Source organism: Asticcacaulis benevestitus DSM 16100 = ATCC BAA-896, from assembly GCF_000376105.1.
GTDB lineage: Bacteria > Pseudomonadota > Alphaproteobacteria > Caulobacterales > Caulobacteraceae > Asticcacaulis > Asticcacaulis benevestitus.
In genome coordinates this window covers 1-21,514 of record NZ_AQWM01000048.1, presented here as the reverse complement: position 1 = coordinate 21,514, position 21,514 = coordinate 1, and the positions used below count along the sequence as shown (strand labels likewise).

Genomic DNA, 21,514 nt, shown 5'->3' with positions numbered 1-21,514 from the left:
CTATCGAACGGCTCAACGGTGAAATTAAACGCCGATGCGACGTCGTGGGCATCTTCCCCAACGATGACGCCATCATCAGACTGGTCGGCGCAATCCTGCTCGAACAAAACGATGAATGGGCGGTTCAACGCGGACGCTATATCACCCTTGAAACCATCGCCCAAGTGAGCGATGATCCACTACTCAGCATGCCAGCAGTGGCCAACTGACGACAAACCCGGACCTGTTCGGAAAACACTGAAGCCAGGCGCTCAGTTACACCACGTACCGGGACACGATCGCATATTAACTTAATTGGGGTGCTGAGTTCATATCTGTTGGCGCGGGCAGTCGTGGCATTTGGCTGGCACTACGTTCGAAGGCGAGCGTTAGTTTCGGTTCTAATTGTGTTGGAAACGGAATTGCGCCGAATTTTGTGCTTGTGGCTGTTGCGACGCAGAGAATGACGGCGCGGCCGGAAGTCGTAGTAGGCAAATTTGAGTCCGGTCGTCTTAGACGGCATTGGGGTTCGCGTGCATTTTGTCTCCGAGTTTTTCGACCCGGCTGCCTTCGACGAGTTGCTGAATTTGGACTGAAGCGTATTCTTCCCTGGACCTGGTGAGCACGGATTTTCCCTCAGTGCTCGCCCTTTTTTTTAGAAACACAAAAAATTCTATACCGCAGGAGGAGTAGATGAGTTCAACTTTAATCAGAGGCATTGTAGTCGGAGGGCTAGCCGGTCTCAAGCGCGCTTTGGGGAACGCTCGCCGGTGCCATGTTGGCCGGGTACCCGGGCGACATCTTCGGTGCGCGCAACTGCCTCCGTGCTATCGCCTTTATGTACGTCATTTCTGGCATCGGTTGCTTCCTCGCGCCGTCATTGCCTATCCTGATTATTTCCAGAGTGCTTGGCGGCCTGGCTATAGGCGCGTCGTCGGTTCTTGCGCCCACCTATCTCGCCGAGATCGCGCCCGCTAAAAGCCGAGGCGCCATGGTCGGCATGTTCCAGCTTAATATCGTGTTCGGCATCCTGGTCGCTTATCTCAGCAACTATGTGATCGGCACGCTCAACCTGGGTGATCACGAATGGCGCTGGAAGTTCGGTGTAACGGTCGTCCCCTCGCTGATCTTGTGCTTGCTCCTCTTCTCCATCCCGAACAGCCCCCGGTGGCTGGCGGTCAAAGCTAAGACAGCCGAAGCCTTGGATGTATTGAATAAAATTGGTGTGGCTAGCCCCAACGCCGAGCTAAACCTCTACCTTGAAAAGCACGCACAGCATGCCGGTCAAATGGCCCGCTTGAGCTGGAAGATCTACGCAAGACCCATGCTCCTGGCAATAGCGATCGCGAGTTTCAATCAACTGTCTGGCATTAACGCGATCCTTTACTATCTCAATGATATCTTTGCGGCGGCTGGATATGAAAAGGTCTCCGCCGACCTCCAGTCGGTCATCATCGGCGCGACCAACCTTGCGTTCACGCTACTAGCCTTGACAATTATCGACCGCGTGGGACGTAAGACCCTCCTGATTATCGGATCGTTTGGCCTTATCGCCTCACTTGCCGGCACGGCTTACATTCAACTGACCAACACGCATCAGGACATGCTTTTGTGGATGTTGATTGTCTTCATCGCATCCTTCGCGTTCTCGCATGGCGCGGTCATCTGGGTCTTCATATCCGAAATCTTCCCGACCGAAGTTCGGTCGCGCGGACAGGGCCTGGGATCCTCGACACACTGGTTCATGGACGCACTTATCGCAACGGCCTTTCCCCTGGTGGCTGCCTACTCGAAAGGACTGCCCTTTGTGTTCTTCGCCGTGGCCATGCTCGTCCAGCTCTTCGTCGTCATTAAGTTTTTCCCCGAAACAAAAGGGCTTACGCTTGAGAACATGGAAAAGTCCATCGGCCACTTGGAAAGACCCGACGCTCGCGATCAAGCCTGCCGCCGGCCCCTGCTAATGGGGCGTTGGTGCGAGAGGAAGATCTGCGGGCGTCTCAACCACGTTAAAAATATCAGAACCGGTTCGGCGCGAATCCGACGGGATCCGTGAGTAAGAGGCGTTATTTGGCAGAATGGCGACGCGAGCGACTTCGATTCAGTTATATGGTGCACAGGCTTCGGCCCGAGCCTTAGGCACCTGGAGGCGCTTGGGGTTGTTGAAGCTGACGGGCGAGTGGAGCTAACGGGCCAGCGCGCAATCAAATCACCGTACCTTTGGTTGCTTGGCTACGGCAACTGGGCGGGCGCGGCTGCCGCAACACTCATAGGCGCCGGTCGAATTGCGAGGGGAATGGTCCCTGAGATCGCACTGGCGCTGGCTGGTGAAGTAACGCCAGTGTGACCGGACTGATCTCAGAATTCCGACGTGCAACTTCCCTGTCGTAATTAGTCCTCCGGGAGTTCCGGGCCAGTGGCTTATAGCGCCTATTCTCCTCCTTTTTGTTGAAATACTGTTCAATTTTACGAACCCTGCAGCCGCGCGGTGTCTTGCCTGTGAGATCGAACCACAGGATAGACCATGATCAAGACACACGACCGCCCCGCCTTGAGACGACGGAGATATATTCCTTCAAAATATCTGGCCTCGCTTGCCATAATCATCACTGGCGCGATGTTGGGCTTGAGCCCGGCTTACGCAGAGCCGGCCAAACTCGATCTGGCTGCCTACAAGGGCAAGGTTGTTTATCTGGACTTCTGGGCCTCATGGTGCGGGCCCTGCAAGGCGTCATTTCCCTACATGGAAAGGCTCAAAGCCACCTATGGCCGTGACGGTCTGGTGATTATTGCCGTCAATGTTGACCATGCCCAGGCGAAGGCAGAAAATTTCCTGAAGGCTCAACAGAGTGACCTTGCGGTCGTGTACGATCCGAAGGGCGAAATCGCGACGGCCTATAACGTCAAGGATATGCCGACCTCTGTTTTGATCGGTAGGGACGGCAAGGTACGCTATGTCCACAAAGGCTTTTTCCCCGACCAGACCGAAGCGTATGGTCGTCAGGTGGAGGCGTTGCTTCATGAGAAATAGTCTCCGACGTATCCGGCTGGCGGGTGTGCTGCTTGCCCTGTCCGCCATCGCCCCCCTTACCGGATGTGCCTCGCTTGGCACCAAGCCCTGGGACCGTGATCTGCTGGCGACCAAGGCGATGGCGCTGAACACCCATCCCCATATCACCGCTGCCGATGACCACATCTATTTCAGTAAGGAAGGCTCGACCGGCGGTCGTGGCTTTGAAGGCGGAGGCTGCGGATGCAATTGATCCCTCACACGACAGGTAACCTCACGCGCACGCTTGGCCTGTTGACCGCCTCCCTCTTCGCCGCGACCGGACTTCACGCGCAGGATATCTCGCCGGCGGCCAGCCATAGTGCTTACGGGCCATCGCCGGATAAGGCCAGCGCCACGCAGGATACAGCCAGCGATCTCGGCATGACACGCATCGATACGGCGATCCTCTTTTACCAGGAAGCCGGCGGGCGCGTGAAAGCGACCGAGCCCGTTACTTCGGTAACCTTTAATGGCACGGACGGCGAAGTCCTGAGCGTCAAACTCACGGCCGACGCCTTGACGGGGGCCACGCCGAACGGCGCCACACCTTGGAAAAATACCCAAACCTTTATAACGCCCAGCAAGGGGCAGGGCGTCCAGACAACGACGACCAGTGCCTCCGGACACAGCAAGACGGTTACCCTTCCCGGCACCGATATCGTCGCCAGCCAGTATACGGCCGAGCCACATACCCTGCCGCTGGATTACGGCTTTCGTGACACGCGCTATGCGGTGGATGTGGGCTACACCACGCCCATCGATCCGGTCACGCGTCTTTCGGTCGGCGGCAGTTTCTCGAGCGAGCAGGACTTTAAATCGGCGTCGGTATCTTTTGGAGCGGCGCGCGATTTATTCGATAAGAACACAACCGTATCGGCGGGTATCAACCTCGAATACGACAAGTCGGATCCTTACTTTGGCACGCCTCAGCCGCTCAGTATCATGAGCGGGCTAACCAAGGGTGGCAGCCAAAGCAAGGGCGTGTTCAACGCGGTTCTGGGCGTCACGCAGGTCATGAACCGCAACTGGCTGGCGCAGGTCAATTATAGCCTGGGCGCGGCAAACGGTTATCAGACTGATCCCTACCGTATCCTGTCGGTCGTGAATGGCCAGACCGGAGCGCCCGTCAGGTACCTCTATGAAGCCCGGCCTAAATCGCGCATCCGCCAGAGTCTCTATGTTGGCAACAAGATCGCGTTTGGGCCTACCGTCACGGATCTGTCCGCACGGCTCTACCATGACAGTTGGGGCATCACTTCCGTAACGGCCGAGATTGCCGAGCGCGTGCCGATCACGTCATGGCTCTATGTTGAGCCGCACGCGCGCTATTACAGCCAGTCCAAGGCCAATTTTTTCCATGACTTCCTGATCGATGGTCAAGCCCTTCCAGAGTTCGCGTCTTCGGACAGCCGGCTGGCCAAGTTTACGGCGACGACGGTGGGTTTAAAACTCGGTCTCAAGCTGACCACCAATGGCGAACTCTACATGCGCGCCGACAGCTATAGCCAGACGGGTGACCGTCATCCGGCTACGGCCATCGGAGATCTGCAGTCTGAAAACCTGTTCACAGGGATCAAGGCAACCAGCGTCATGGTGGGTTACACCTTCGCGTTCGAATAGGCAGGTCCATGGCGTCGAAGTCTGTGACGAAGAGCTATGACGGTGTTTTGACGCCGGCTGAAAATGGCTTCGTTTATCGTTTTGGCGCCATGGGCTCACCTTGTGAAGTGCGCATGGAAACCGGCGATGCCGATCTCGCCCTTCGCCTGGGTGAAATTGTGGCGGCCTCGGCGCTGAGGATTGAGCATAAGTATAGCCGATATCGGGACGACAGTGTGGTTTCGCAGATCAATGCCAGCCGGGGCATGCCGGTTCGTCTTGATGAGGAAACGGCGAGCCTCATCGGCTATGCAGCGCAGTGTTATACCCTAAGTCACGGGCAGTTCGATATCACCTCCGGTGTGTTGCGGCGGGTCTGGCGGTTTGACGGTTCGGACAATCTGCCGACGCCGTCTGACGTCGAAACCGTCCTTGCTCTTGTCGGCTGGTCAAAGGTTGGGTGGCGTTCACCCGTCCTCACCTTGCCAGACGGTATGGAGATCGATCTGGGCGGCATAGCCAAGGAGTACGCCGTCGACTGCGCGATACAGAGGCTGAAAACGGTAAGCGACGTGCCGGCCTTGATCAATTTTGGCGGCGATCTGCGGGTAACGGGGCCCCGCGCGAACGGCGAGCGGTGGCGGGTCGCCATCGAGTCGGTGGAGGCCGGTAGCCGCTCCGAGGGTGTTATCGAACTGTCGGAGGGGGCTGTCACAACGAGCGGTGATGCCCGCCGTTATCTCATGAAGGCAGGTGTGCGCTACGGTCATATCCTTGACCCGCGAACGGGCTGGCCGGTGGAATCAGCGCCACGGTCGGTCACGGTGGCCGCGCCCACCTGCGTCGAAGCCGGGCTCCTGTCCACCCTTGCCATGTTGCAAGGACAGGATGCCTGGGCGTTTCTCAAATCAGAAGGTGTTAAAGCGTGGGTTCTTTCCTGAAGTCTGTTCTGTGCGCTGCGGCGTTTATCCTGTTGCTGCCCATAACGAGTGAGGCGTCGGACGATCACCTCGCGCTTAGCCTGGTGCCGGCACACGAGACTGTGGCGGCGGGCGGCGATATCGTCATCGGTCTAAAACAGGTTCCCGACGCGGGCTGGCATACCTATTGGCTGAATCCGGGCGATACCGGCCTGGCGACGGAGATCAACTGGAACTTGCCATCAGGCCTGACGGCCGGTGCCATCCACTGGCCTGTTCCCCAGCGTCTTACCTATGCGGGCCTCGTCACCTATGGCTACGAAGGCCCGTCCATACTTGTGACGCATATCCATGTGCCGAAAGGCTTGGCGCCTGGCACGCGCTTGCCGGTAAAAGCGCACGTCGGCACGCTTGTCTGCCATGACGTATGCGAACCTGTGACGGCCGATCTCGCTGTGACCCTGACCGTGGGCACCCCGGTGCCTGGAGCGGGGGCGCTTACACGTGCGGTGGACGCCTTGCCGCAACCCATCAACCTGTCAGCGCAACCTCAAACAAAGAAAGGGATGGTGACCCTTGATTTTGCGGCCCCCGCAGGCACGCCACCTTTTCGCCTGTCACCGGCATCGCTGAAGGGCCTGTATTTTTTCAGTGAATCGCAAGACCTGATAGCACCCGGTGCATCGCAAGTTTTCACACCCCTTCCATCGGGCTTTCGGCTGCAGGTTAAGGCCGGTGACACGCCCTGGCCGGCGAAAGGGGAGGGGGGCGTTCTGAAACTGAACAATGGGCAAGCCTATCAGGTTCAGGTCTCCGCGGCCATGACGCCTGTGCCGGTAACGACACCAGGGAGCGAGCGTCTCCCGTTTATGGGGCTGGTGACGGCCCTGGGGTTGGCGTTCCTGGGCGGACTTGTGCTCAACCTGATGCCATGCGTCTTTCCGATCCTATCCATGAAACTGCTGGCCCTGACACGCACAGGGCATGACAAAGCCATGGCAAGGCATGAATCCTTTCTCTACGGCGTGGGAGCCATGCTTAGCTTTCTGGCGCTCGCCGGTATGCTTGAAGTGGCGCGGCATCTTGGCGCCGCTCTGGGTTGGGGCTTCCAGATGCAATCCCCCCTGGTTACGGCGGCCTTGAGTTTGCTGCTGTTGCTGGTGGGGCTCAATATGTCGGGGCTGTTCGAGGTCGGCGGACGCTTGCAGGCGCTGGCCGGTAACGTGTCGGTGGGTAAGCCGTCGGTTCACCCCTATGCCAGTGCGTTCATGACGGGAGTTTTAGCGGTTGTCGTGGCGGCACCGTGCACGGCCCCGTTCATGGCGACGGCTATTGGCGTAGCGCTGGCGCAGGGTGGCCTCGTGTCGCTCGCCATCTTTGCCGCTCTTGGCCTCGGCTTCGTCCTGCCGTTTGTGCTGATGGCCCACATCCTGACCGTGATACCGGCCGTGGCCAGGTTCATGCCGAAGCCTGGCCCATGGATGGATCGTCTGCGTCATGCCCTGGCCCTACCGATGTACGCGGCGGCACTCTGGATGATCTGGGTGTTTGCCCAGCAGGTCAGTCCCGTCGGGCTCGGCATCCTGCTTATGGCCCTGTTCATCATCGCGTTCAGCCTGATAGGTGGGCGCACCCGGCGCTGGCTCGCCATCGCCGGCACGAGCCTTGGCGTCGTCATTGGCCTTGCCGGGGCGCTGCAGACCTCCACCTCCAGCACAGCCGCGGCAACCCTGGCTACGGCACCTTATGAAGCCTTTTCGATCGCCCGCCTCGAAGCGCTGCAATCGCAGGGCAAACCCGTCCTGGTCGACCTGACGGCGGCCTGGTGTGTCACCTGCAAGGTGAATGAACGCACGGCGCTCTCGGATGCACGTGTTCTGAAGGCCTTCCGTCGCACCGGCACCGTTTATATGGTGGGAGACTGGACGCGGCAGGACGCCGGCATAACCGCTTATCTGCGCACCTTTGGTCGATCCGGCGTACCGCTCTATGTCTATTATGAACCCGGCCATAAGCCCGTTGTCTTACCGCAGGTCCTGAACGGCAGCAGGCTTGCCAGCCTGTTGACAGGTCAGGCGGAATAGGCCGCCTCATCGCAAAAAAACGCCCCCGCTGAGGTGAACTCGCGGGGGCGTTCTCAGGCTGGCTTCAGGCTGTCATGGCCGCCTGAGCGGCCGGTGACAGTGTCACCTTGGTGGCGGGGCCGCGTCCGCTTTCGGAAGCTTCCGCGCCGGGTGTTTCTCGGACGTGGTTATCGCCGTCGTGATCGGGGTCGGAAACCTTCGGTGCGTTTTGCACCGGGACTGGCCGGTTATAGGCGCTCATGGCGTTGATGGATGTCATGATATTCTCTTTCTGAAAAGCCGTTTAGAAGGGTGGGTCTGACCTCAAGGTAAGTGGGGCCAGGCCCAGGCGGCACCGGTAAAAACATCCCGCTCCGCCCAGTAAAAAATTGCGCCGAGACCTTTAATAAACTCTTATATATCAAATATTTAAGCCATTTATTTAATCACAATAAAGTGCCTCAATAAAAGAGATTTACGACTGTGTGAGGGGCGTGGTGTCATGATCATGGATCGGCCTGTCACGGCTTGAAATCAATAGTTGACACGCAGGGTGAACCAAAGGGTTCTGGGCCTGAGGGGTGTTGACTGCTGCGTGCGTGACAGGCTGAACGGATTGCCGTAGGCGAAGCTGTTGCCCGCTGTGCCCGTCGCATTGTCGAGGCGCAGATCATAGGTGAGTGGGCCGGCGGTAAGGGACGTCGCCAGATCGAGTGTGGTGTAACCATCCATGGTCACCTTTTGCAGTGCGCCGAAATTAAGCCGCGACGGGCTCCTGTAGGCGAGGGTGGCGCGGCTTTGCCAGATGGCCGTGCCGAGATGCCGTGACCAATCGCCACTCACACTGGCGCTGATCTTGGAAATCAGAGGCAGGCCTGCGTTTTCCGCCGTGGCATAAGCGGGGTTTGCGCGCGTCAGGTGCGGGTCGTTGAACTGGGCCACAGCGGTGAGGTTGAGGGTATCCAGAGGATGCCAGCCCGCCTCCAGTTCAAGTCCGGTATTGGCGCCATCGCCGATATTGACCGTCACAGGCAATCCGGAAGACTGAATCTGGTCGCTCTGTATGTTGGTCCAGTTGAAGCGAAAGAGCGCCAGGTTGAACGTGGCGTTATGCGCCGGCAGACCGACTTTGAGACCCGCTTCATAGTTGTTGAGTTCATCCCCGTCATAATGTGTCGGCAGGGCTAGCTGAGAGGCGAGCTTCGTCGTGTTGAAACCGCCGGAGCGATAGCCTTCACTGGTCTGAAAATAGAGCGCCATATCCGGATGAGGCTGATAACGAAGGGACAGGGTATGCGACAGATGATAGTCGGCCTGGTGCAGGGACAGGCCTTCGGATGACGCCGCTTCGCTGATAAGGCTTTGTGTCCTGTGGCTGTTCCACGTGCCGCGAAGCCCGCCGGTAAGTCGCCATGCAGGCGTCAGGTCATAACTCGCTTCGCCAAATACCGCCCGGTCCAGGATGCGATCCTGACGTCGCTCAGAAAACAGGATCCGGTTGGACGCAGGTTCGGTCAGATCAGGTGAAAAGGTCTCGCGGCTTTCGGCATTATAGAGACCACCCAGCCAGCTGAGTCGTTGATGCGAAGGTGAGACCAGGCTGATCTCCTGCGTCACGAGTTCAACCTGCTGCGCCTCGTCATAGGCGAGTTGGCCAGACACCGGAACCGAAAGCCATGACGCTATGCCTTCGGCGTCATAACGGCTTGTCAGATGATGGTGCAGGTGATTGAGCGACACCTTCAAGGTCGCCCAATCCATCTCTCCACTCAAGGTCAGGGCCGTCTCATTGAAGTCGTTGTCATGCGGCTCGTTGATGGGGACAGCACGGGTGTATGGCCCGAGCGCGCCTGAGACATACTGGCTGTTGCGATTGTCGATCGCCTGTCCGGCGACCGTGCCTGTCAGGCGCCACTGGTCATCGAGGCGCCAGGTGGCGATGGCGCGCCCACCCAGGCGGCGAGTTTTGTTGATGTCGGCACGCCCGATCGCCACGTCGTCGATATAGCCGCCCGACCGGTCGTCGTATCCCACAAGCCTGACGGCGAGACGGTCCTTTATAAGGGGCAGGTTGAGGACGACCGAGAGACGAGACGAGGGGGCGCCGTTCGCGGTGGCCGCCAGGCCGGCGCTGACGTTGCCCGATAGCTTCCCAAGAGCAGGCTTGTTGGTGATCAGCCGCACGACGCCGGAAATCGAGCCCTGACCGTAAAGCGCGCCTTGCGGCCCTTTGAGCACCTCGACCTGAGCCATGTCGACCAGCAAGAGATCGGGATCTGGCGCATCAAACGTAATCGGGGTGTCATCAAGATAGAGGCCGACGGTCGATTGGGTGCGTCCGGTAAACACGCCATCGGAAAGGCCTCGGAGGAGAATCTTGTCGCGACCGGGACCGAGGTTTGTCGTAGTGAACCCTGGCACGCGCGCGGACAGGGCTCTCAGGCCATCGCCATAGGCTCTTAAAGTGTCACCGCTGATCACGCTCAAGGCGGCCGGCGACGCGCCAAGCGTCTGGCGGCGACGGTAACCGGTAACGATGACCTCTTTGGGCGGCTCTGTTGGTTCCGCGATGGCTGCCGCCGGAGCAGGTTCTGCGAACGCACGGCGCAATCGGAACGTATGACTGTCCACCCGGTCGACATCGCACCGGCTGCCCTTTAAGATATGGCGCAAGGCCTGCTCGGCACTCATATGCCCATGGAGGGCGGGCGCTTGCGTCCCGCACAGGGCAGGATCAACGCCGCCAAGTGAAATATCGGCCGTCACAGCAAGATCAATGACCGCCTGACGAAAGGGTAGCCTTGGCTGATCAAAAGCGTGACGCACCTCACCCGCGCAGGCCTGGCGGCTGCTAAAAAAAACCACCAACAGGCACAAGACCCTACTTGCGGTAATGCAGTTCAATCCGGTCGGGCAGTTCCTGGGCATCGACGGGTAAAAACGCCTCCAGCGCGTTGACGATCGCTGCGTCCGACTCAAGCTTCAGTACGGCGCTCACTTTCAGTTGCCCGCTTCGTGCATCGACGACAAGTGGTTTTTTCATGTAACGGTTCAGGTCGCTGACGACTTCGCTCAAGGCCTGATCACGGTAGATCGCGCGCCCCGTCTGCCACATATAGGCGGCCTTGGTATCGACCGAGGTGACGGTGACGCCATCGTGTCCTTGCGTGTGCGTCGCTTGCTGGCCGGCTTGCAAGGTCGTTCGTGAGGCGGCAGGCGCTGATAGACTGTTCATGGCGACTTCCCCCTCGCGCACCGTGACGCGCAGGTCGCCGCCATGGCGCAGAACGACAAATTCCGTCCCGATATCGGTGATGGTCTGATCGCCGGCCTGGAGGCTGAGCGGCCGTTTGGGATCGTGGACGACCTCCAGGGCGACTTCGCCGTCTTCGAGTGTCAGGCGCCGGGCGCCTGGTTGAAGACGCACGGCCAGACGCGTCGCGCTGTTCAGGTGCAGCCGTGTGCCGTCGGCAAGCGTGATGTCTCTTTGTTCGCCTTTTTGGGTTTCGTAGAGTGTCGCGGGTTTGGGCAGGCCAACGAAGATCAAGGCGGCGATGGTCGCGGCGGCAAGTCCAGCCGCTGACCACATGGGCCAGCGCGACGGAAGGGATCTGGTTTTGGGACGAGCGGCATAGGCGCCTATGTCTATGACATCGGCGACGGGCGGTGCCATGTCTTCTGCTTGCTGCCAAATGCGTTCGGCCGTGTCAAAGGCGCTTACGTGGGCATCTGAGGCCTCGAGCCATTCGGTCAGGGCCACGATATCGGCCTCGCTGACATCAGGCGCGTTGATCCGCACCAGCCATTGCGCGGCCTCGGCTTCGATCTCCAATCTGTCCTGTGTTGCGTCCATCGTGTGTTTCTGTCTGAGGGCTTTCGTAGTCATGACACCATGAGACGGCCTAAGCCATAATCGCGCCATATTTTTTTAAAGTCTTGTTATGATCAGGGGCCTGATCGAGGATTGAGCCGCGCCATCAGATGTTTGAGCGCTGAACTCAGATGCTTTTCAACCGAGCTTTTCGACATACCTATCTTGGCCGCGACCTCAGCTTGATTGAGGCCGTCGAATTTGTGCAGCCGAAAGATCCGTTGTGTTTTATCCGGCAATTCCTTGACGGCCGCCTGCATGAGCGCGACCTGCTGGCGATCGCCGACCACGGTTTCGGCGGAAGGCGTATCGGCAACGGTCTCCATACCGACACTGTGGGTCGACGTGTCAAGCCATTGACCTTCACGGCTCAAGGCGCGCGTCTTGCCGCGTATCATATTCAGCCAGATATTCTGAGCTGTGCGAAAGAGAAACGCCGTCTCATTCTCGACGTCGTAGCCTTCAGGCAAGGCGGCGATCTTAAGGTAAAGCTCCTGAAGAATATCCTCGGCGATCGTGGCGTCACGGGTCCGCGCCATGAAATAGCGCAGGATCATGGTGCGCTTTTCAAGGTAGGTCGTGAGCAAAGGAGGCGAAGGTTCGGCACGCAAGACGGGAAGTAACCCATGAAAAGATTATGGACTTAGCCTTGGCGCGCAATCTTGCCTAAATTGCGGCCATTGATCAGCTCAGTCTAACCCTGACCGAGCAGGCCCCGCCGAAGGTCTGGTCTGGACGTTTCAGGCGCCAGGCAAATCGCGAAAAAGTGCCGACCGAAATCCGTATCCGCGATACGACCGATCGAACGCTTGTCTTTGAAGAACAAGGTGGCGCCCGTCGAATCCCTGACGGCGGTCATACGGTCGCCTGGTAAGACATCCGGCAAAATGGCCTTCAGTTGTGTCTGCCAGGCTGTCAGCCGTTGCGTATCTCCAAAGCCCTGGTGGCTGATTTCGTCTGCGGCATGCTGAGCCATGGCCCGGCCATTCAGGGCGCGAAGGTAATCAACGCGCAAGGCGAAGGGTTCTTCGGCGCGCCACTGACCTTGAGGGCCGTATAAGGTCAGATCGAAGACGGGCACCAGCATGATCTTAAGTCGGGCGCCACCGACCTTGCGCGCGCCTGGCACCAGAGTCAGGGGTTCGCGCGTATCAGCGGCTGCGGCGTGGGCACTGGCCATCAATGCGATGCCAGATATCAGACATTGCCGGCGGTTCATCGAATGTCTCCGTTGTAGAACTGCTATCTACAAACAAGACACCGCGCGCGCCGTGTGGTCGTAAAGGATGCTGCCTCGTCGGTGTGCCACGGCTCCGGACAGATCACCGATCAAAACGGTAACGCCCAGTGCCAGGGCCCTCCAAAAACGTGACCTGCTTGGCAACTGGCAAAGATTTCCACCGCGGCTCTGTGCCCCACCAAAACCCAAGCACGAGAAGAAAACCCTATGCACAAATCGAAATGCTCCAAGGCATGTCGCTGCGTAGCATTAAAAGCTGTGAAGGGGGTAAGACATGTCTGTGGCGTGAGGAGCAGCCACCCAACTGGTCGATGAAATGCGTGCAATCCATCCAAACTTGGAGTTTGAGCTCAAGGTGATACGTGGCGAGCGTGTGTTGTGCTAAATGAGAGGCTCCGTGTGTCCAAATACGCGCCAGGTTTCAGGCCATTGCTTTTTCAATTCAACTTCCATTTCATCAAGCTTTTGGTGAACGATCGATACGGAAACGTCGGGGTCAACATGACAGTGAAACAGAACAATCAAGCCTTTCCCCGTGCTGCGGGCACGAATGTCGTGCACATCTTTTACGAACTCGATGCGTGACAATGAGGTCTCAATGAAGTCCTGCAAAGGCGCGAGATTGCCCGCACCAATATCTGTTCCGTCAAGCGTGGAGGGAATAAGGGGCTCGATATGGGTTTCGATTTCGATTTCTTCACCCACCTCATTGCAGATATGCCGTTCAAAGTGGTCTGCTATTTCGTGGGCCTCTGACATGGCCAATTGGCCGTCGACCTCCAGGTTTAGGCTGACACTCAATCCTCGCGGCGATTGGTGGATCGTTATGTGATGGACGCTGAGCTGGTGGTTGGCGGCGACGACCATGATGCGATCGTGCAGGGTCTCGGTATCGAGGGCAATGGGATGGGCGACCACCATGGCCTCGACTTCAGGCATCTGAGCCTGGACAGACTTCGTAATCTCGCCCCTTATCTTTGCCAAGCGCTCCTGGGAAAGGCTCCGGCTGACCGCGATGTCGATGGTGGCGTACGCGACGCTCCCAGCCGGGCGAACCTTGACGTGGTTGACATGCAGAATGGCGGGGACGTCCGCTATAATAGCTTTAATCCGATCTGACGCGCCTTCGGGGGCGGTGTCTATCAGCGAATTTATCGTCTGACGTCCAAGGCGCCAGCCTGCCAGACAGACAAAGGCGGCGACACCCAAGGAGGCGAAAGCGTCGCCTTTTGCCCAGCCCAGAGCGACACAGACCAATCCAACCAGAACCACGCCTGAGCTTAGGGCATCGGAGCTAAAATGTAGCGCGTCGGCCGCCAGGGCTTGTGAGTTCGTCTTCTTCGCCACACGGGTCAATTCGGCAGCCCGCCACAGGTCGATACCGATCGACAGAACGATAACCCCAATCGACCACCAGGTGACGTCAACTTTCACCTCCGGCTTGAAAAGTCGCTTGACGGCTTCAAAGATGACCCAGCCGCTGGTCAGAAATAACAGGCCTGTCTCAGCCAGCGCAGCGACGCTTTCAACCTTGCCATGGCCGTAAGGATGGTTTTCGTCAGCCGGCTTGTCGCCAATGCGAATAGCGAAGTAGGTCATGATGGTTGCGGCAAGATCGAGAAGGCTATGCACGCCTTCGGAGATCAAGCCCAGGCTGCCCGTCAGTATCCCGACAATGAGTTTGCCAATGGTCATCAGGGCACTGGCAGCTATAGAGCCGAGGGCAACGTTTTCTTTTTCGTTCGACATGGAGGAAGGCTCTGACTTAGAGTGTGGATGGCCGTCGGCCTCTGCTTGAGAGGCGGCCTAATGGGGCGACACCGCAACTGGCGCCGTGCCGTAACGATCATTATTCCTAGGTTAAAGGTGAGGGCCGCGGACCGGGTCATCACTGTTGTACCAAGTCCGCGGTTTACGGGTCTCAAGACTTAGGGCCAGCCTTTACCGTCGCCAGTGCTTTCTTGTAAGCTTCGTAATGATCGCCTTCATCGGCAGCGATTTGACGAAACAGTGCCGCAGCGGCCGTATCGCCGTCTTTCTCGGCAGAAGCGGCAAATTCGACGTACATCTTGGTGTTTTCGTAGTGCTCGCCGGCAGCCGCTTCCGTCAAATTGGCCTCATTTGAGCCGGCCAGGCCGAGCATGTGCGCTTCGCGGTCGAAGTGTTCGTTGGCTTCGACATTGGCTGAGTCGGTGAACAGCTTGGCCAAATCGGTGTTTCCGCCGTCGGTCGCGGAGGCCGCATAGGCCTGGTATTTGAGATTTGCATAGGCTTCGCCGTGCATGGCGGTTTCCAGATTCTTTTTGGTCTGCGCGCTTAAGGGCTTGGCGGTGGCTCCGGAGGCGGCAACAGCCAGGACAAGGGCCGAGGCGCCGAGAGTTTTGATCAGGGAAGATGTCATCAGATGGTCTCCAGGTGATAGGTGGGCGAAATCGCAGGGAGACCCTTAAGCTTTGTTCCTGACGAACGCCTGACGGCCTGAAATAAGAAATAGTGGACCTCGTCAGGAGCTTGTCAGGACGTTCGATTAAAAGCTGAGGGCAACGGCAAATGTCGCCGTCTTATTCGAACCCCGGAGATTGATCTCATGACTACCAGGCACATGGTTATTGCCACGCTCACTACCGTCGCGGTTCTCGGAATGGCATCCAGCGCTTTTGCGAGCCCCACCTGTACGACGGAACCGAAATCGAAATGGCTTTCAGAAGCGGTGATGAAGCAAAAGATTACGCAGGCCGGCTACAAGGACATCAAGGTCTTTAAGGTGTCTGGCTCTTGCTACGAAATCTACGGCTATACGAAGGAGGGCAAGCGCGCTGAAGTCTATTTCAACCCTGTTACCGCTGCTGTCGTTGAGCGCAATGTCGACGGTGAGGAAGCCGGCGAAAAGGAACACGAAAAGGGCGAGCACTAAGCGCTATGACCCAAAGCAAAGTGCCGTCATCGCAAACGACGGAGGTCGAGGTGAAAGCCTCGGCCGCCGTCAAGGTCTGGGACCCGCTCGTCAGACTTTTCCACTGGACGATCGTTGGCGGCTTTTTCCTCAACCGCTTCGTCTTTACAGATAATCGCCTCGTTCATCGCTATATTGGCTATGCGATCGTTTGTGCCATTCTCATGCGTTTGATTTGGGGTTTTGTCGGTACGCGCTACGCCAGGTTTTCAAGTTTTGTGCCCAACCTGCGGCAACTCCTAACCTATCTCGGCAAGTTGATGCGTGGTCAGGAGCCGCGCTATCTCAGCCATAATCCGGCGGGTGCGGTCATGATGCTCGCCCTTGTCGTCCTTATGCTAGGATTAGGCGTTACGGGGTGGATGTCGGAGCTGGATGCGTTCTGGGGCGCCGAGTGGCTCGAGAACCTCCACGAATTGCTCGCCAATACAGTCCTTGGCCTCGCCGTACTGCACGTGGTTGCCGCTGTAATCGAAAGTGTCCGCCATAAGGAGAACCTGATAAAGTCGATGATTACGGGTTTCAAGCGGTCGCCAAAAGGAACGGATATTGACCATGAGCATACTTCTCATCGAGGATAATGTGCGGCTCAGCGAACTGGTGGCGAACGGCCTCGAAGCTGAGGGGTTTTCGACCGATTGCTTTGCCTGCGTCACCGATGCTGAAGCCGTGGTCAAAGATACGCCGTATGACCTTATACTGCTTGATCTCGGTCTTCCGGACGGCGACGGTCTCGACCTATTGAAGAGATGGAAAGCACGAGCATCCATATCCACGCCGGTCCTCGTGATCACCGCCCGTGATGGGTTGGACGACAAGGTGCTTGGGCTTGATGCGGGCGCCGACGACTATCTGGTCAAGCCGTTCGCGATGCCTGAATTGCTGGCCAGGTGCCGCGCGCTGTTGCGGCGTCCCGAGGCGTGCCTCGGCACCCTGCTTGAAGCCGGCAATGTCACTTTGAACACCAGCGGGAAAGAGGTGCGTATCGCCGAAAAATCCGTTGATATGCCCTTGAGGGAATATAGTCTGCTTGATTTGCTTATGCGGCGAATGGGGCAGGTTGTCACGAAGTCCGGCCTTGAAGCTTCACTGTACGCCATGCACGCCGAGGTCACCCCCAACGCGTTGGAGGCGACGGTTTCGAGGCTGCGCAAGCGGTTGGCACAAGCCAATGCTAATCTTTACCTGCACACGGCCCACGGCATTGGCTACGCGCTATTCGTGAAGGAGAGTTGATGGCCGGCGCGCTTCGTCAATTCAACCCGTTACATAGGCTTGCGGGCCAAAGTCTGTTTACCCAGATCGCCGCGCGGCTCGCACTTGTCACGCTGGCTTTCGTTATTTTGGAAGTGCTGTTTGTCGTTGGCACATACCAGGCCGACGTCGACGAGGTAAACCAGGGCCTGGTTGCCAAGAAGCTTGAGCAGGTTCTCACATTTGTAGACAGTTCAAACACCCCCGCCGGACGGCAAGAAGCGCGGGATCAGTTTCGCAAGGAAGCGGGGGCCACGAAAGTCGCCTTCGTCGTTTTTGACCACTTTGGACAGGTTATTGCGACCGACAACCCGTTTCAGCTTCCGTTGCCGACCACCTTGGCTTCCTCGGACTTGCAGTCGTCGACCAGCCGTTTTGTCTCCGGCGATCGATATCAGCTGAGCGCCACTCGGGTTGCCGCCCAAAACGGCCGAAGGGTGTGGGTGGCTTTGACTATTCAAGGGCAAGGTAAGCCGCCGTTTACTATCAATGTGATCAACGAAATCATCGAGCATGTGGCGCTGCCAATGCTTCCCTTGTCGATTTTGCTGCTCATTCTAAATGGTCTTATCGTCCGGCATATGCTGGCGCCCCTGAACCGTGCTGTTCTTGGCGTTGAAAATCTGTCGCCTTCGCAGATTTCCAACAGGCTGACGCCACCCGACTCGCCGCGTGAGGTCAGGGCGCTCGTCCTGGCGATCAATGAAGCCTTGGATCGCATGGAAACCGCCATATTGACCCTGAGACAATTTACAGCCGACGCTGCGCATGAATTGCGCACACCTCTGGCGGTGATGCTGCTGGCGGTCGATGAGTTGCCGGACAGCGCGGCAAAGAAAAAGTTGCGCTGTGACACGCAAGGTATGACGCGCCTTGTGAATCAAATGTTGGATATGGCGCTTGCTGAGTCCCTGACAGTCGCGGCGGGGGACACCTTTGACCTTGGGGAGGTCGCGCAGTCAGTAGTGATGCAACTGACGCCGCTTGCGGTTCGCGAGGGCCGTTCAATCAGCTTTTTCGATGCTGAATCTACAACGATGCCAGGCCATAGGGAGTCATTTAGCAGAGCCCTTCGCAATATAATCGAAAATGCGATAACGTATTCCCCGCCGGCTACCGCCGTTGAGGTAACTGTTGGTCCTGGAGCACAATGCAGCGTGAGAGATTTCGGCCCCGGCATTCCAGAAGACGTCCGGGCCAAGATTTTCGATCGCTTTTGGCGCGGGGACAAGGCGCACAAAGTAACGGGCACAGGCCTTGGGCTCGGTATCGCGCTAAGTATCGTAGAAGCTCATAATGGGAAGATTCTGGTGGAGGCCCCAGATGGAGGCGGGACACTTGTACGTATGGTGTTTGGCGGTCTTTCGGTTGATGTCACGAAGTCCAATCGAGAGGATCCACGATTGCCGACTGGCCAGAGCGAACTTTGAACTGGATTAAATCCCGCTGAAACGTCGAAAAAATCACCGCCCCACGACGATCACCGAAAAGGTATCTGGCAGAATGGTCGGCTTACCGGTCTTAGCATTGATCGGACCAAAATCGGCCGTCGGCAGATAGATACGGCCGGTATCGGTATCGAGGGCCGCCGTCTTGGCACCAACCTTGGTCTTGATGGTGTCGACCACATGGGGGGCGCCCTCCCAGCGCCGATGCGGGAACTCTCCCGTACCCAGCCAAGGACGCTCAGCGCACCCCTTAGTATCCCCGCGCAGCATGGTCATGCGCTTGCTCAAAATCAAACGTGATGGATAAGCGCTATCTTTATCAATCATTATTGGCTATATTTTGATTGATAAATGGAGCCGGTATTCATCATGTCGTGGAATTGGGAAGAGAAAGACTGGCCAAATTTTCGCTGGAATGAGCGTAAATTGGCCAAAGCAGAGGCCCTGTTCGGAGAGGGTGCAGGCATCGTCATCGGTGCTTCAAAGCATCTGGACGAGACCGAACGGCGAGGCCTCAGTATCGAAATCATGAGCCATGAGGCCGTCGATACGTCCGCCATCGAGGGCGAACGCCTTGACCGTGACAGCGTGCAATCCTCCATCCGCAGACATCTGGGCATGGCGACAGATCACCGCCGTAGCAGCCCTGCTGAAGCCGGTATCGCGGAAATGATGGTCGATCTGTACCAGCACCTACCGGGGGCGCTGGAAGAGCCGGTTCTGATGAACTGGCACCGCCAGCTCATGAATGGACGAACCGACTTCAAGGATGTGGGGCGCTACCGCACCCATGACGATCCAATGCAGATTGTCTCCGGGGCCATCTATGAACCCAAGGTGCATTTTGAAGCGCCGCCCTCTAAACAGGTCGGCACCGAAATGGCGCGTCTCATGAGTTGGCTGGAACAGAGCGGCCCACGTGGCAGCACGCCTCTGCCCCCGGTCACGCGCGCCGGCATCGCCCATCTGTGGTTCGAGAGCATCCACCCCTTCGAGGATGGCAATGGCCGCGTCGGTCGCGCCATCATCGAAAAGGTTCTGGCGCAGGGGCTATCCGCCCCGATCATCACTGGCATGTCCGGCACCCTGTTGAAATACCGCAAGGCCTATTATCAAGCCCTTGAGGATGGCAGCCACGGCCTGGAGATCACCGACTGGTTATTGTGGTTCGCCACCAAGGCAGTTGAGGCCCAGAAATACACCCTCGCCCAGGTCGAGTTCATCATGAACAAGTCCCGCCTGATCGACAGCCTGCGCGGCCAACTCAATCCCCGTCAGGAGAAAGCACTGTTACGCCTGTTCGCGGCCGGTCTGGACGGATTTACCGGCGGCCTCAGCGCCGCCAAATATATGAGTATCACGGACGCCCCGCCCGCCACAGCCACCCGTGACCTGAATGGACTTTCCGATATGGGAGCGCTGGTGCGGACGGGGGAGCGCAAATCCACCCGCTATCATTTGAATATCCCGATGGGGGGCATCCCGGCTATAAGACTGAGCGACATCCTGTAATCACGAAGACGATTCATCTCAGCATATTAAAATAAAATCTGACCGGCAGGTACATTACCGCCGCCACGTATTGCGGCCTGCCTGTTTAGCGGCGTAAAGCGCGAGGTCGGCCGATTTGTAGAGGCTTTCCTGGTTGTCGCCATCTTCTGGGAACATGGCTACCCCAATGCTCGGACTTGTTTTGATCTCTTCTGTCTTGAATTTTACGGGCGTGATAAAACTGGTAACGATGCGCTCGCAGACAATATCGATACTCGCTTCGTCATGGGCCTCGACCAACAAGATCGCAAACTCGTCCCCACCCAACCGTGCAACGCAATCACTATCGCGCAAGACGCTGCGCAGGAGTGCGGCGGTTTCGATCAGGAGGGCATCGCCGGCATCGTGTCCCAATGTATCGTTGATATGCTTGAAACGATCCAGGTCAATCAAGAGCAAGGCAAAGCCACGTTTCTCACGGCGAGCCAGAGCAAGGAGTTTGCGAAAATCATCGCTGAACATCCGACGGTTGGGCAGTTCAGTCAGAACATCAAAATATGCCATCTTCTCGAGTTGAAGCTGACTTTTGATCAAATCCGATGTTCGCTGGTCGATCAGTGCTTCCAGTTCTTGCTGTCGTTTGCGCAAAAAGAGAGTGCGGCTCTGCACCAGGGCAAAAATGGCGGCCAAGCCGAGAATGACGGCGGCGAGTTTGATCCAGATCGTTTCATACCACGCAGGGAGGACGCGAACAGCAATTTGGAGCTCACGGTCACTCCAGGTGCCGTTCCTGTTGGAGCCGCGCACATGCAGCGTGTAGGATCCTGGCGAAAGATTTGTGTAGGTCGCGGCGCGATGCATGGCATCGGCCTGGGTCCACGTCTTGTCGAAGCCCTCAAGGCGATAACTATAGAGATTGCGCTCCGGGGCAGAATAATCCAGCGCGGAGAACTCAACGGACATGCTTTCTCCGGGGGGTACGGTTAGAACTTCGTTGGCGCGAGCGCGGTTGAAGCGATTGACAGGCAAAGAGGTGCCGCCAACTTTTATATCGGTTACGACGATCGGGGGTATATAGGTCCAGAAGCTGACCTTGTTCGGTTGAATAACGGTGAGCCCGCCGGTTCCACCGAACATGATCGCCCCCTCAGAGCTCAAAGCGCCAGATCCGACCCAATAGTTCGCGATGGGCTGCCCATCGGCTCGCCCCAGAGATTGAACAGCAAATGTAGTTGGGTCGATCATGGCGGTTCCATCATCGGTGCTTGCCCAGATACGACCGTTTGTATCAGCGATGAGTTTGTCGACATTGATATCAGGTAGCCCGTCTTCAAGACCAATACGATGGAACTGAGGGCGACCTTTCGCGTCCCGTCCGGTCAGGATATTGATTCCGCCGCCTGAGGTGCCAACCCACAGTCGACCGCGATTATCGATCAGGAGCGTGGCGATATAGCCGGCCGACAGGGCTGAGGNATTGGCCGTCTCGGGCAGGATCTGCTCAATCTGTTTTGAGGATGTATCGAGGCGATTGAGCCCATTTTCCGTACCTATCCACAACGATCCGTCGTGATCGAGAACCAGCGCTCTGACGCGTTTATCAGTCAAGGGGGCAACGGTTGGAGATACGAGGCCGCTCTTGTGGAG

Annotated in this window: 20 protein-coding genes and 1 pseudogene; 12 read left to right on the top strand and 9 right to left on the bottom strand. The window is 57.7% G+C overall.

The window, feature by feature from the left end; translation table 11 throughout:
- The 7 genes and pseudogenes from B060_RS0121505 to B060_RS25525 form a co-directional block, all read left to right on the top strand.
- Positions 1 to 209 (top strand): transposase (locus B060_RS0121505; RefSeq protein ID WP_018083878.1); only part of this gene is annotated, 209 nt, incomplete at its 5' end.
- 521 nt (positions 210 to 730) lie between these two features.
- Positions 731 to 2,032 (top strand): annotated as a pseudogene (locus B060_RS25530) (sugar porter family MFS transporter); the annotation flags it as partial.
- Between the two features lie 468 nt (positions 2,033 to 2,500).
- A complete protein-coding gene (locus B060_RS0121490; RefSeq protein ID WP_018083875.1) occupies positions 2,501 to 3,007 on the top strand; it encodes a TlpA disulfide reductase family protein in 507 nt (168 codons plus the stop codon).
- On the top strand, positions 2,997 to 3,239 hold the full coding sequence (locus tag B060_RS0121485) for a DUF4266 domain-containing protein (RefSeq protein ID WP_031221407.1): 243 nt from the start codon (positions 2,997 to 2,999) through the stop codon (positions 3,237 to 3,239). Before B060_RS0121490 ends, B060_RS0121485 begins: the two co-directional genes overlap by 11 nt.
- Positions 3,230 to 4,648 carry a DUF3570 domain-containing protein gene (locus B060_RS0121480; protein WP_018083873.1) on the top strand — a complete coding sequence of 473 codons (1,419 nt, stop codon included), beginning with the start codon at positions 3,230 to 3,232 and terminating at the stop codon, positions 4,646 to 4,648. Before B060_RS0121485 ends, B060_RS0121480 begins: the two co-directional genes overlap by 10 nt.
- Before the next feature lie 8 nt (positions 4,649 to 4,656).
- Positions 4,657 to 5,568 (top strand): FAD:protein FMN transferase, encoded by a 912-nt coding sequence (locus B060_RS0121475; RefSeq protein WP_018083872.1) that lies wholly within the window; start codon positions 4,657 to 4,659, stop codon positions 5,566 to 5,568.
- On the top strand, positions 5,553 to 7,631 hold the full coding sequence (locus B060_RS25525; protein WP_018083871.1) for a protein-disulfide reductase DsbD family protein: 2,079 nt from the start codon (positions 5,553 to 5,555) through the stop codon (positions 7,629 to 7,631). Before B060_RS0121475 ends, B060_RS25525 begins: the two co-directional genes overlap by 16 nt.
- 64 nt (positions 7,632 to 7,695) lie before the next feature.
- Here B060_RS25525 and B060_RS0121465 read toward each other — a convergent pair whose 3' ends face one another.
- From B060_RS0121465 to B060_RS0121435, 7 genes are all read right to left on the bottom strand, one after another.
- Positions 7,696 to 7,890 (bottom strand): hypothetical protein, encoded by a 195-nt coding sequence (locus tag B060_RS0121465; RefSeq protein ID WP_018083870.1) that lies wholly within the window; start codon positions 7,888 to 7,890, stop codon positions 7,696 to 7,698.
- A gap of 254 nt (positions 7,891 to 8,144) precedes the next feature.
- Entirely contained in the window at positions 8,145 to 10,475 is a 2,331-nt protein-coding gene (locus B060_RS0121460) for a TonB-dependent receptor (RefSeq protein WP_236621687.1), read from the bottom strand.
- A gap of 16 nt (positions 10,476 to 10,491) precedes the next feature.
- Positions 10,492 to 11,463 carry a FecR family protein gene (locus tag B060_RS25520; RefSeq protein ID WP_162149146.1) on the bottom strand — a complete coding sequence of 324 codons (972 nt, stop codon included), beginning with the start codon at positions 11,461 to 11,463 and terminating at the stop codon, positions 10,492 to 10,494.
- Positions 11,464 to 11,555: 92 nt separating this feature from the next.
- Positions 11,556 to 12,038 carry an RNA polymerase sigma factor gene (locus tag B060_RS0121450; RefSeq protein ID WP_018083867.1) on the bottom strand — a complete coding sequence of 161 codons (483 nt, stop codon included), beginning with the start codon at positions 12,036 to 12,038 and terminating at the stop codon, positions 11,556 to 11,558.
- A gap of 137 nt (positions 12,039 to 12,175) precedes the next feature.
- The gene (locus B060_RS0121445; RefSeq protein WP_026173049.1) at positions 12,176 to 12,700 is read right to left on the bottom strand and encodes a chalcone isomerase family protein; all 525 of its coding nucleotides are present in this window, start codon (positions 12,698 to 12,700) and stop codon (positions 12,176 to 12,178) included.
- 402 nt (positions 12,701 to 13,102) lie between these two features.
- The gene (locus B060_RS0121440; RefSeq protein ID WP_018083865.1) at positions 13,103 to 14,470 is read right to left on the bottom strand and encodes a cation diffusion facilitator family transporter; all 1,368 of its coding nucleotides are present in this window, start codon (positions 14,468 to 14,470) and stop codon (positions 13,103 to 13,105) included.
- A gap of 172 nt (positions 14,471 to 14,642) precedes the next feature.
- Positions 14,643 to 15,122: a rubrerythrin family protein gene (locus B060_RS0121435; protein ID WP_018083864.1), complete on the bottom strand. Its 480-nt coding sequence runs from the start codon at positions 15,120 to 15,122 to the stop codon at positions 14,643 to 14,645.
- Positions 15,123 to 15,308: 186 nt separating this feature from the next.
- On the opposite strand from B060_RS0121435, the gene B060_RS25515 reads away from it, so the two are divergent.
- The 4 genes from B060_RS25515 to B060_RS25510 are packed head-to-tail and all read left to right on the top strand — an operon-like array spanning position 15,309 to position 18,358.
- Positions 15,309 to 15,635: a PepSY domain-containing protein gene (locus tag B060_RS25515; RefSeq protein ID WP_081606981.1), complete on the top strand. Its 327-nt coding sequence runs from the start codon at positions 15,309 to 15,311 to the stop codon at positions 15,633 to 15,635.
- Positions 15,636 to 15,685: 50 nt separating this feature from the next.
- Entirely contained in the window at positions 15,686 to 16,255 is a 570-nt protein-coding gene (locus B060_RS0121425) for a cytochrome b/b6 domain-containing protein (protein WP_236621685.1), read from the top strand.
- The gene (locus B060_RS0121420) at positions 16,230 to 16,910 is read left to right on the top strand and encodes a response regulator (protein WP_018083861.1); all 681 of its coding nucleotides are present in this window, start codon (positions 16,230 to 16,232) and stop codon (positions 16,908 to 16,910) included. Before B060_RS0121425 ends, B060_RS0121420 begins: the two co-directional genes overlap by 26 nt.
- A complete protein-coding gene (locus B060_RS25510; RefSeq protein ID WP_018083860.1) occupies positions 16,910 to 18,358 on the top strand; it encodes a sensor histidine kinase in 1,449 nt (482 codons plus the stop codon). The genes B060_RS0121420 and B060_RS25510 overlap by 1 nt, the downstream gene beginning before the upstream one ends.
- A 33-nt stretch (positions 18,359 to 18,391) precedes the next feature.
- On the opposite strand, the gene B060_RS0121410 is transcribed toward B060_RS25510, so the two are convergent.
- Positions 18,392 to 18,652: a hypothetical protein gene (locus B060_RS0121410; protein ID WP_155847958.1), complete on the bottom strand. Its 261-nt coding sequence runs from the start codon at positions 18,650 to 18,652 to the stop codon at positions 18,392 to 18,394.
- A 75-nt stretch (positions 18,653 to 18,727) separates the two neighbouring features.
- Here B060_RS0121410 and B060_RS0121405 point away from each other — a divergent pair, with 75 nt between their 5' ends.
- Positions 18,728 to 19,888 (top strand): Fic family protein, encoded by a 1,161-nt coding sequence (locus B060_RS0121405; RefSeq protein WP_236621686.1) that lies wholly within the window; start codon positions 18,728 to 18,730, stop codon positions 19,886 to 19,888.
- 54 nt (positions 19,889 to 19,942) lie between these two features.
- On the opposite strand, the gene B060_RS25505 is transcribed toward B060_RS0121405, so the two are convergent.
- Positions 19,943 to 21,475, bottom strand: a complete 1,533-nt coding sequence (locus B060_RS25505; RefSeq protein WP_425304005.1) for a ligand-binding sensor domain-containing protein — start codon at positions 21,473 to 21,475, stop codon at positions 19,943 to 19,945.
- Positions 21,476 to 21,514 lie beyond the last annotated feature (39 nt).

Bases quoted from the DNA above. Each gene is read 5' to 3' on its own strand.
- B060_RS0121465 (WP_018083870.1), bottom strand. From the start codon at position 7,890: ATGACATCCATCAACGCCATGAGCGCCTATAACCGGCCAGTCCCGGTG.
- B060_RS0121490 (WP_018083875.1), top strand. From the start codon at position 2,501: ATGATCAAGACACACGACCGCCCCGCCTTGAGACGACGGAGATATATT.
- B060_RS0121450 (WP_018083867.1), bottom strand. From the start codon at position 12,038: ATGATCCTGCGCTATTTCATGGCGCGGACCCGTGACGCCACGATCGCC.
- B060_RS0121410 (WP_155847958.1), bottom strand. From the start codon at position 18,652: ATGACCATGCTGCGCGGGGATACTAAGGGGTGCGCTGAGCGTCCTTGG.
- B060_RS0121440 (WP_018083865.1), bottom strand. From the start codon at position 14,470: ATGTCGAACGAAAAAGAAAACGTTGCCCTCGGCTCTATAGCTGCCAGT.
- B060_RS25515 (WP_081606981.1), top strand. From the start codon at position 15,309: ATGACTACCAGGCACATGGTTATTGCCACGCTCACTACCGTCGCGGTT.
- B060_RS0121420 (WP_018083861.1), top strand. From the start codon at position 16,230: ATGAGCATACTTCTCATCGAGGATAATGTGCGGCTCAGCGAACTGGTG.
- B060_RS0121405 (WP_236621686.1), top strand. From the start codon at position 18,728: ATGGAGCCGGTATTCATCATGTCGTGGAATTGGGAAGAGAAAGACTGG.
- B060_RS0121480 (WP_018083873.1), top strand. From the start codon at position 3,230: ATGCAATTGATCCCTCACACGACAGGTAACCTCACGCGCACGCTTGGC.
- B060_RS25510 (WP_018083860.1), top strand. From the start codon at position 16,910: ATGGCCGGCGCGCTTCGTCAATTCAACCCGTTACATAGGCTTGCGGGC.
- B060_RS25520 (WP_162149146.1), bottom strand. From the start codon at position 11,463: ATGGACGCAACACAGGACAGATTGGAGATCGAAGCCGAGGCCGCGCAA.
- B060_RS0121435 (WP_018083864.1), bottom strand. From the start codon at position 15,122: ATGACATCTTCCCTGATCAAAACTCTCGGCGCCTCGGCCCTTGTCCTG.
- B060_RS0121445 (WP_026173049.1), bottom strand. From the start codon at position 12,700: ATGAACCGCCGGCAATGTCTGATATCTGGCATCGCATTGATGGCCAGT.
- B060_RS0121475 (WP_018083872.1), top strand. From the start codon at position 4,657: ATGGCGTCGAAGTCTGTGACGAAGAGCTATGACGGTGTTTTGACGCCG.
- B060_RS0121485 (WP_031221407.1), top strand. From the start codon at position 2,997: ATGAGAAATAGTCTCCGACGTATCCGGCTGGCGGGTGTGCTGCTTGCC.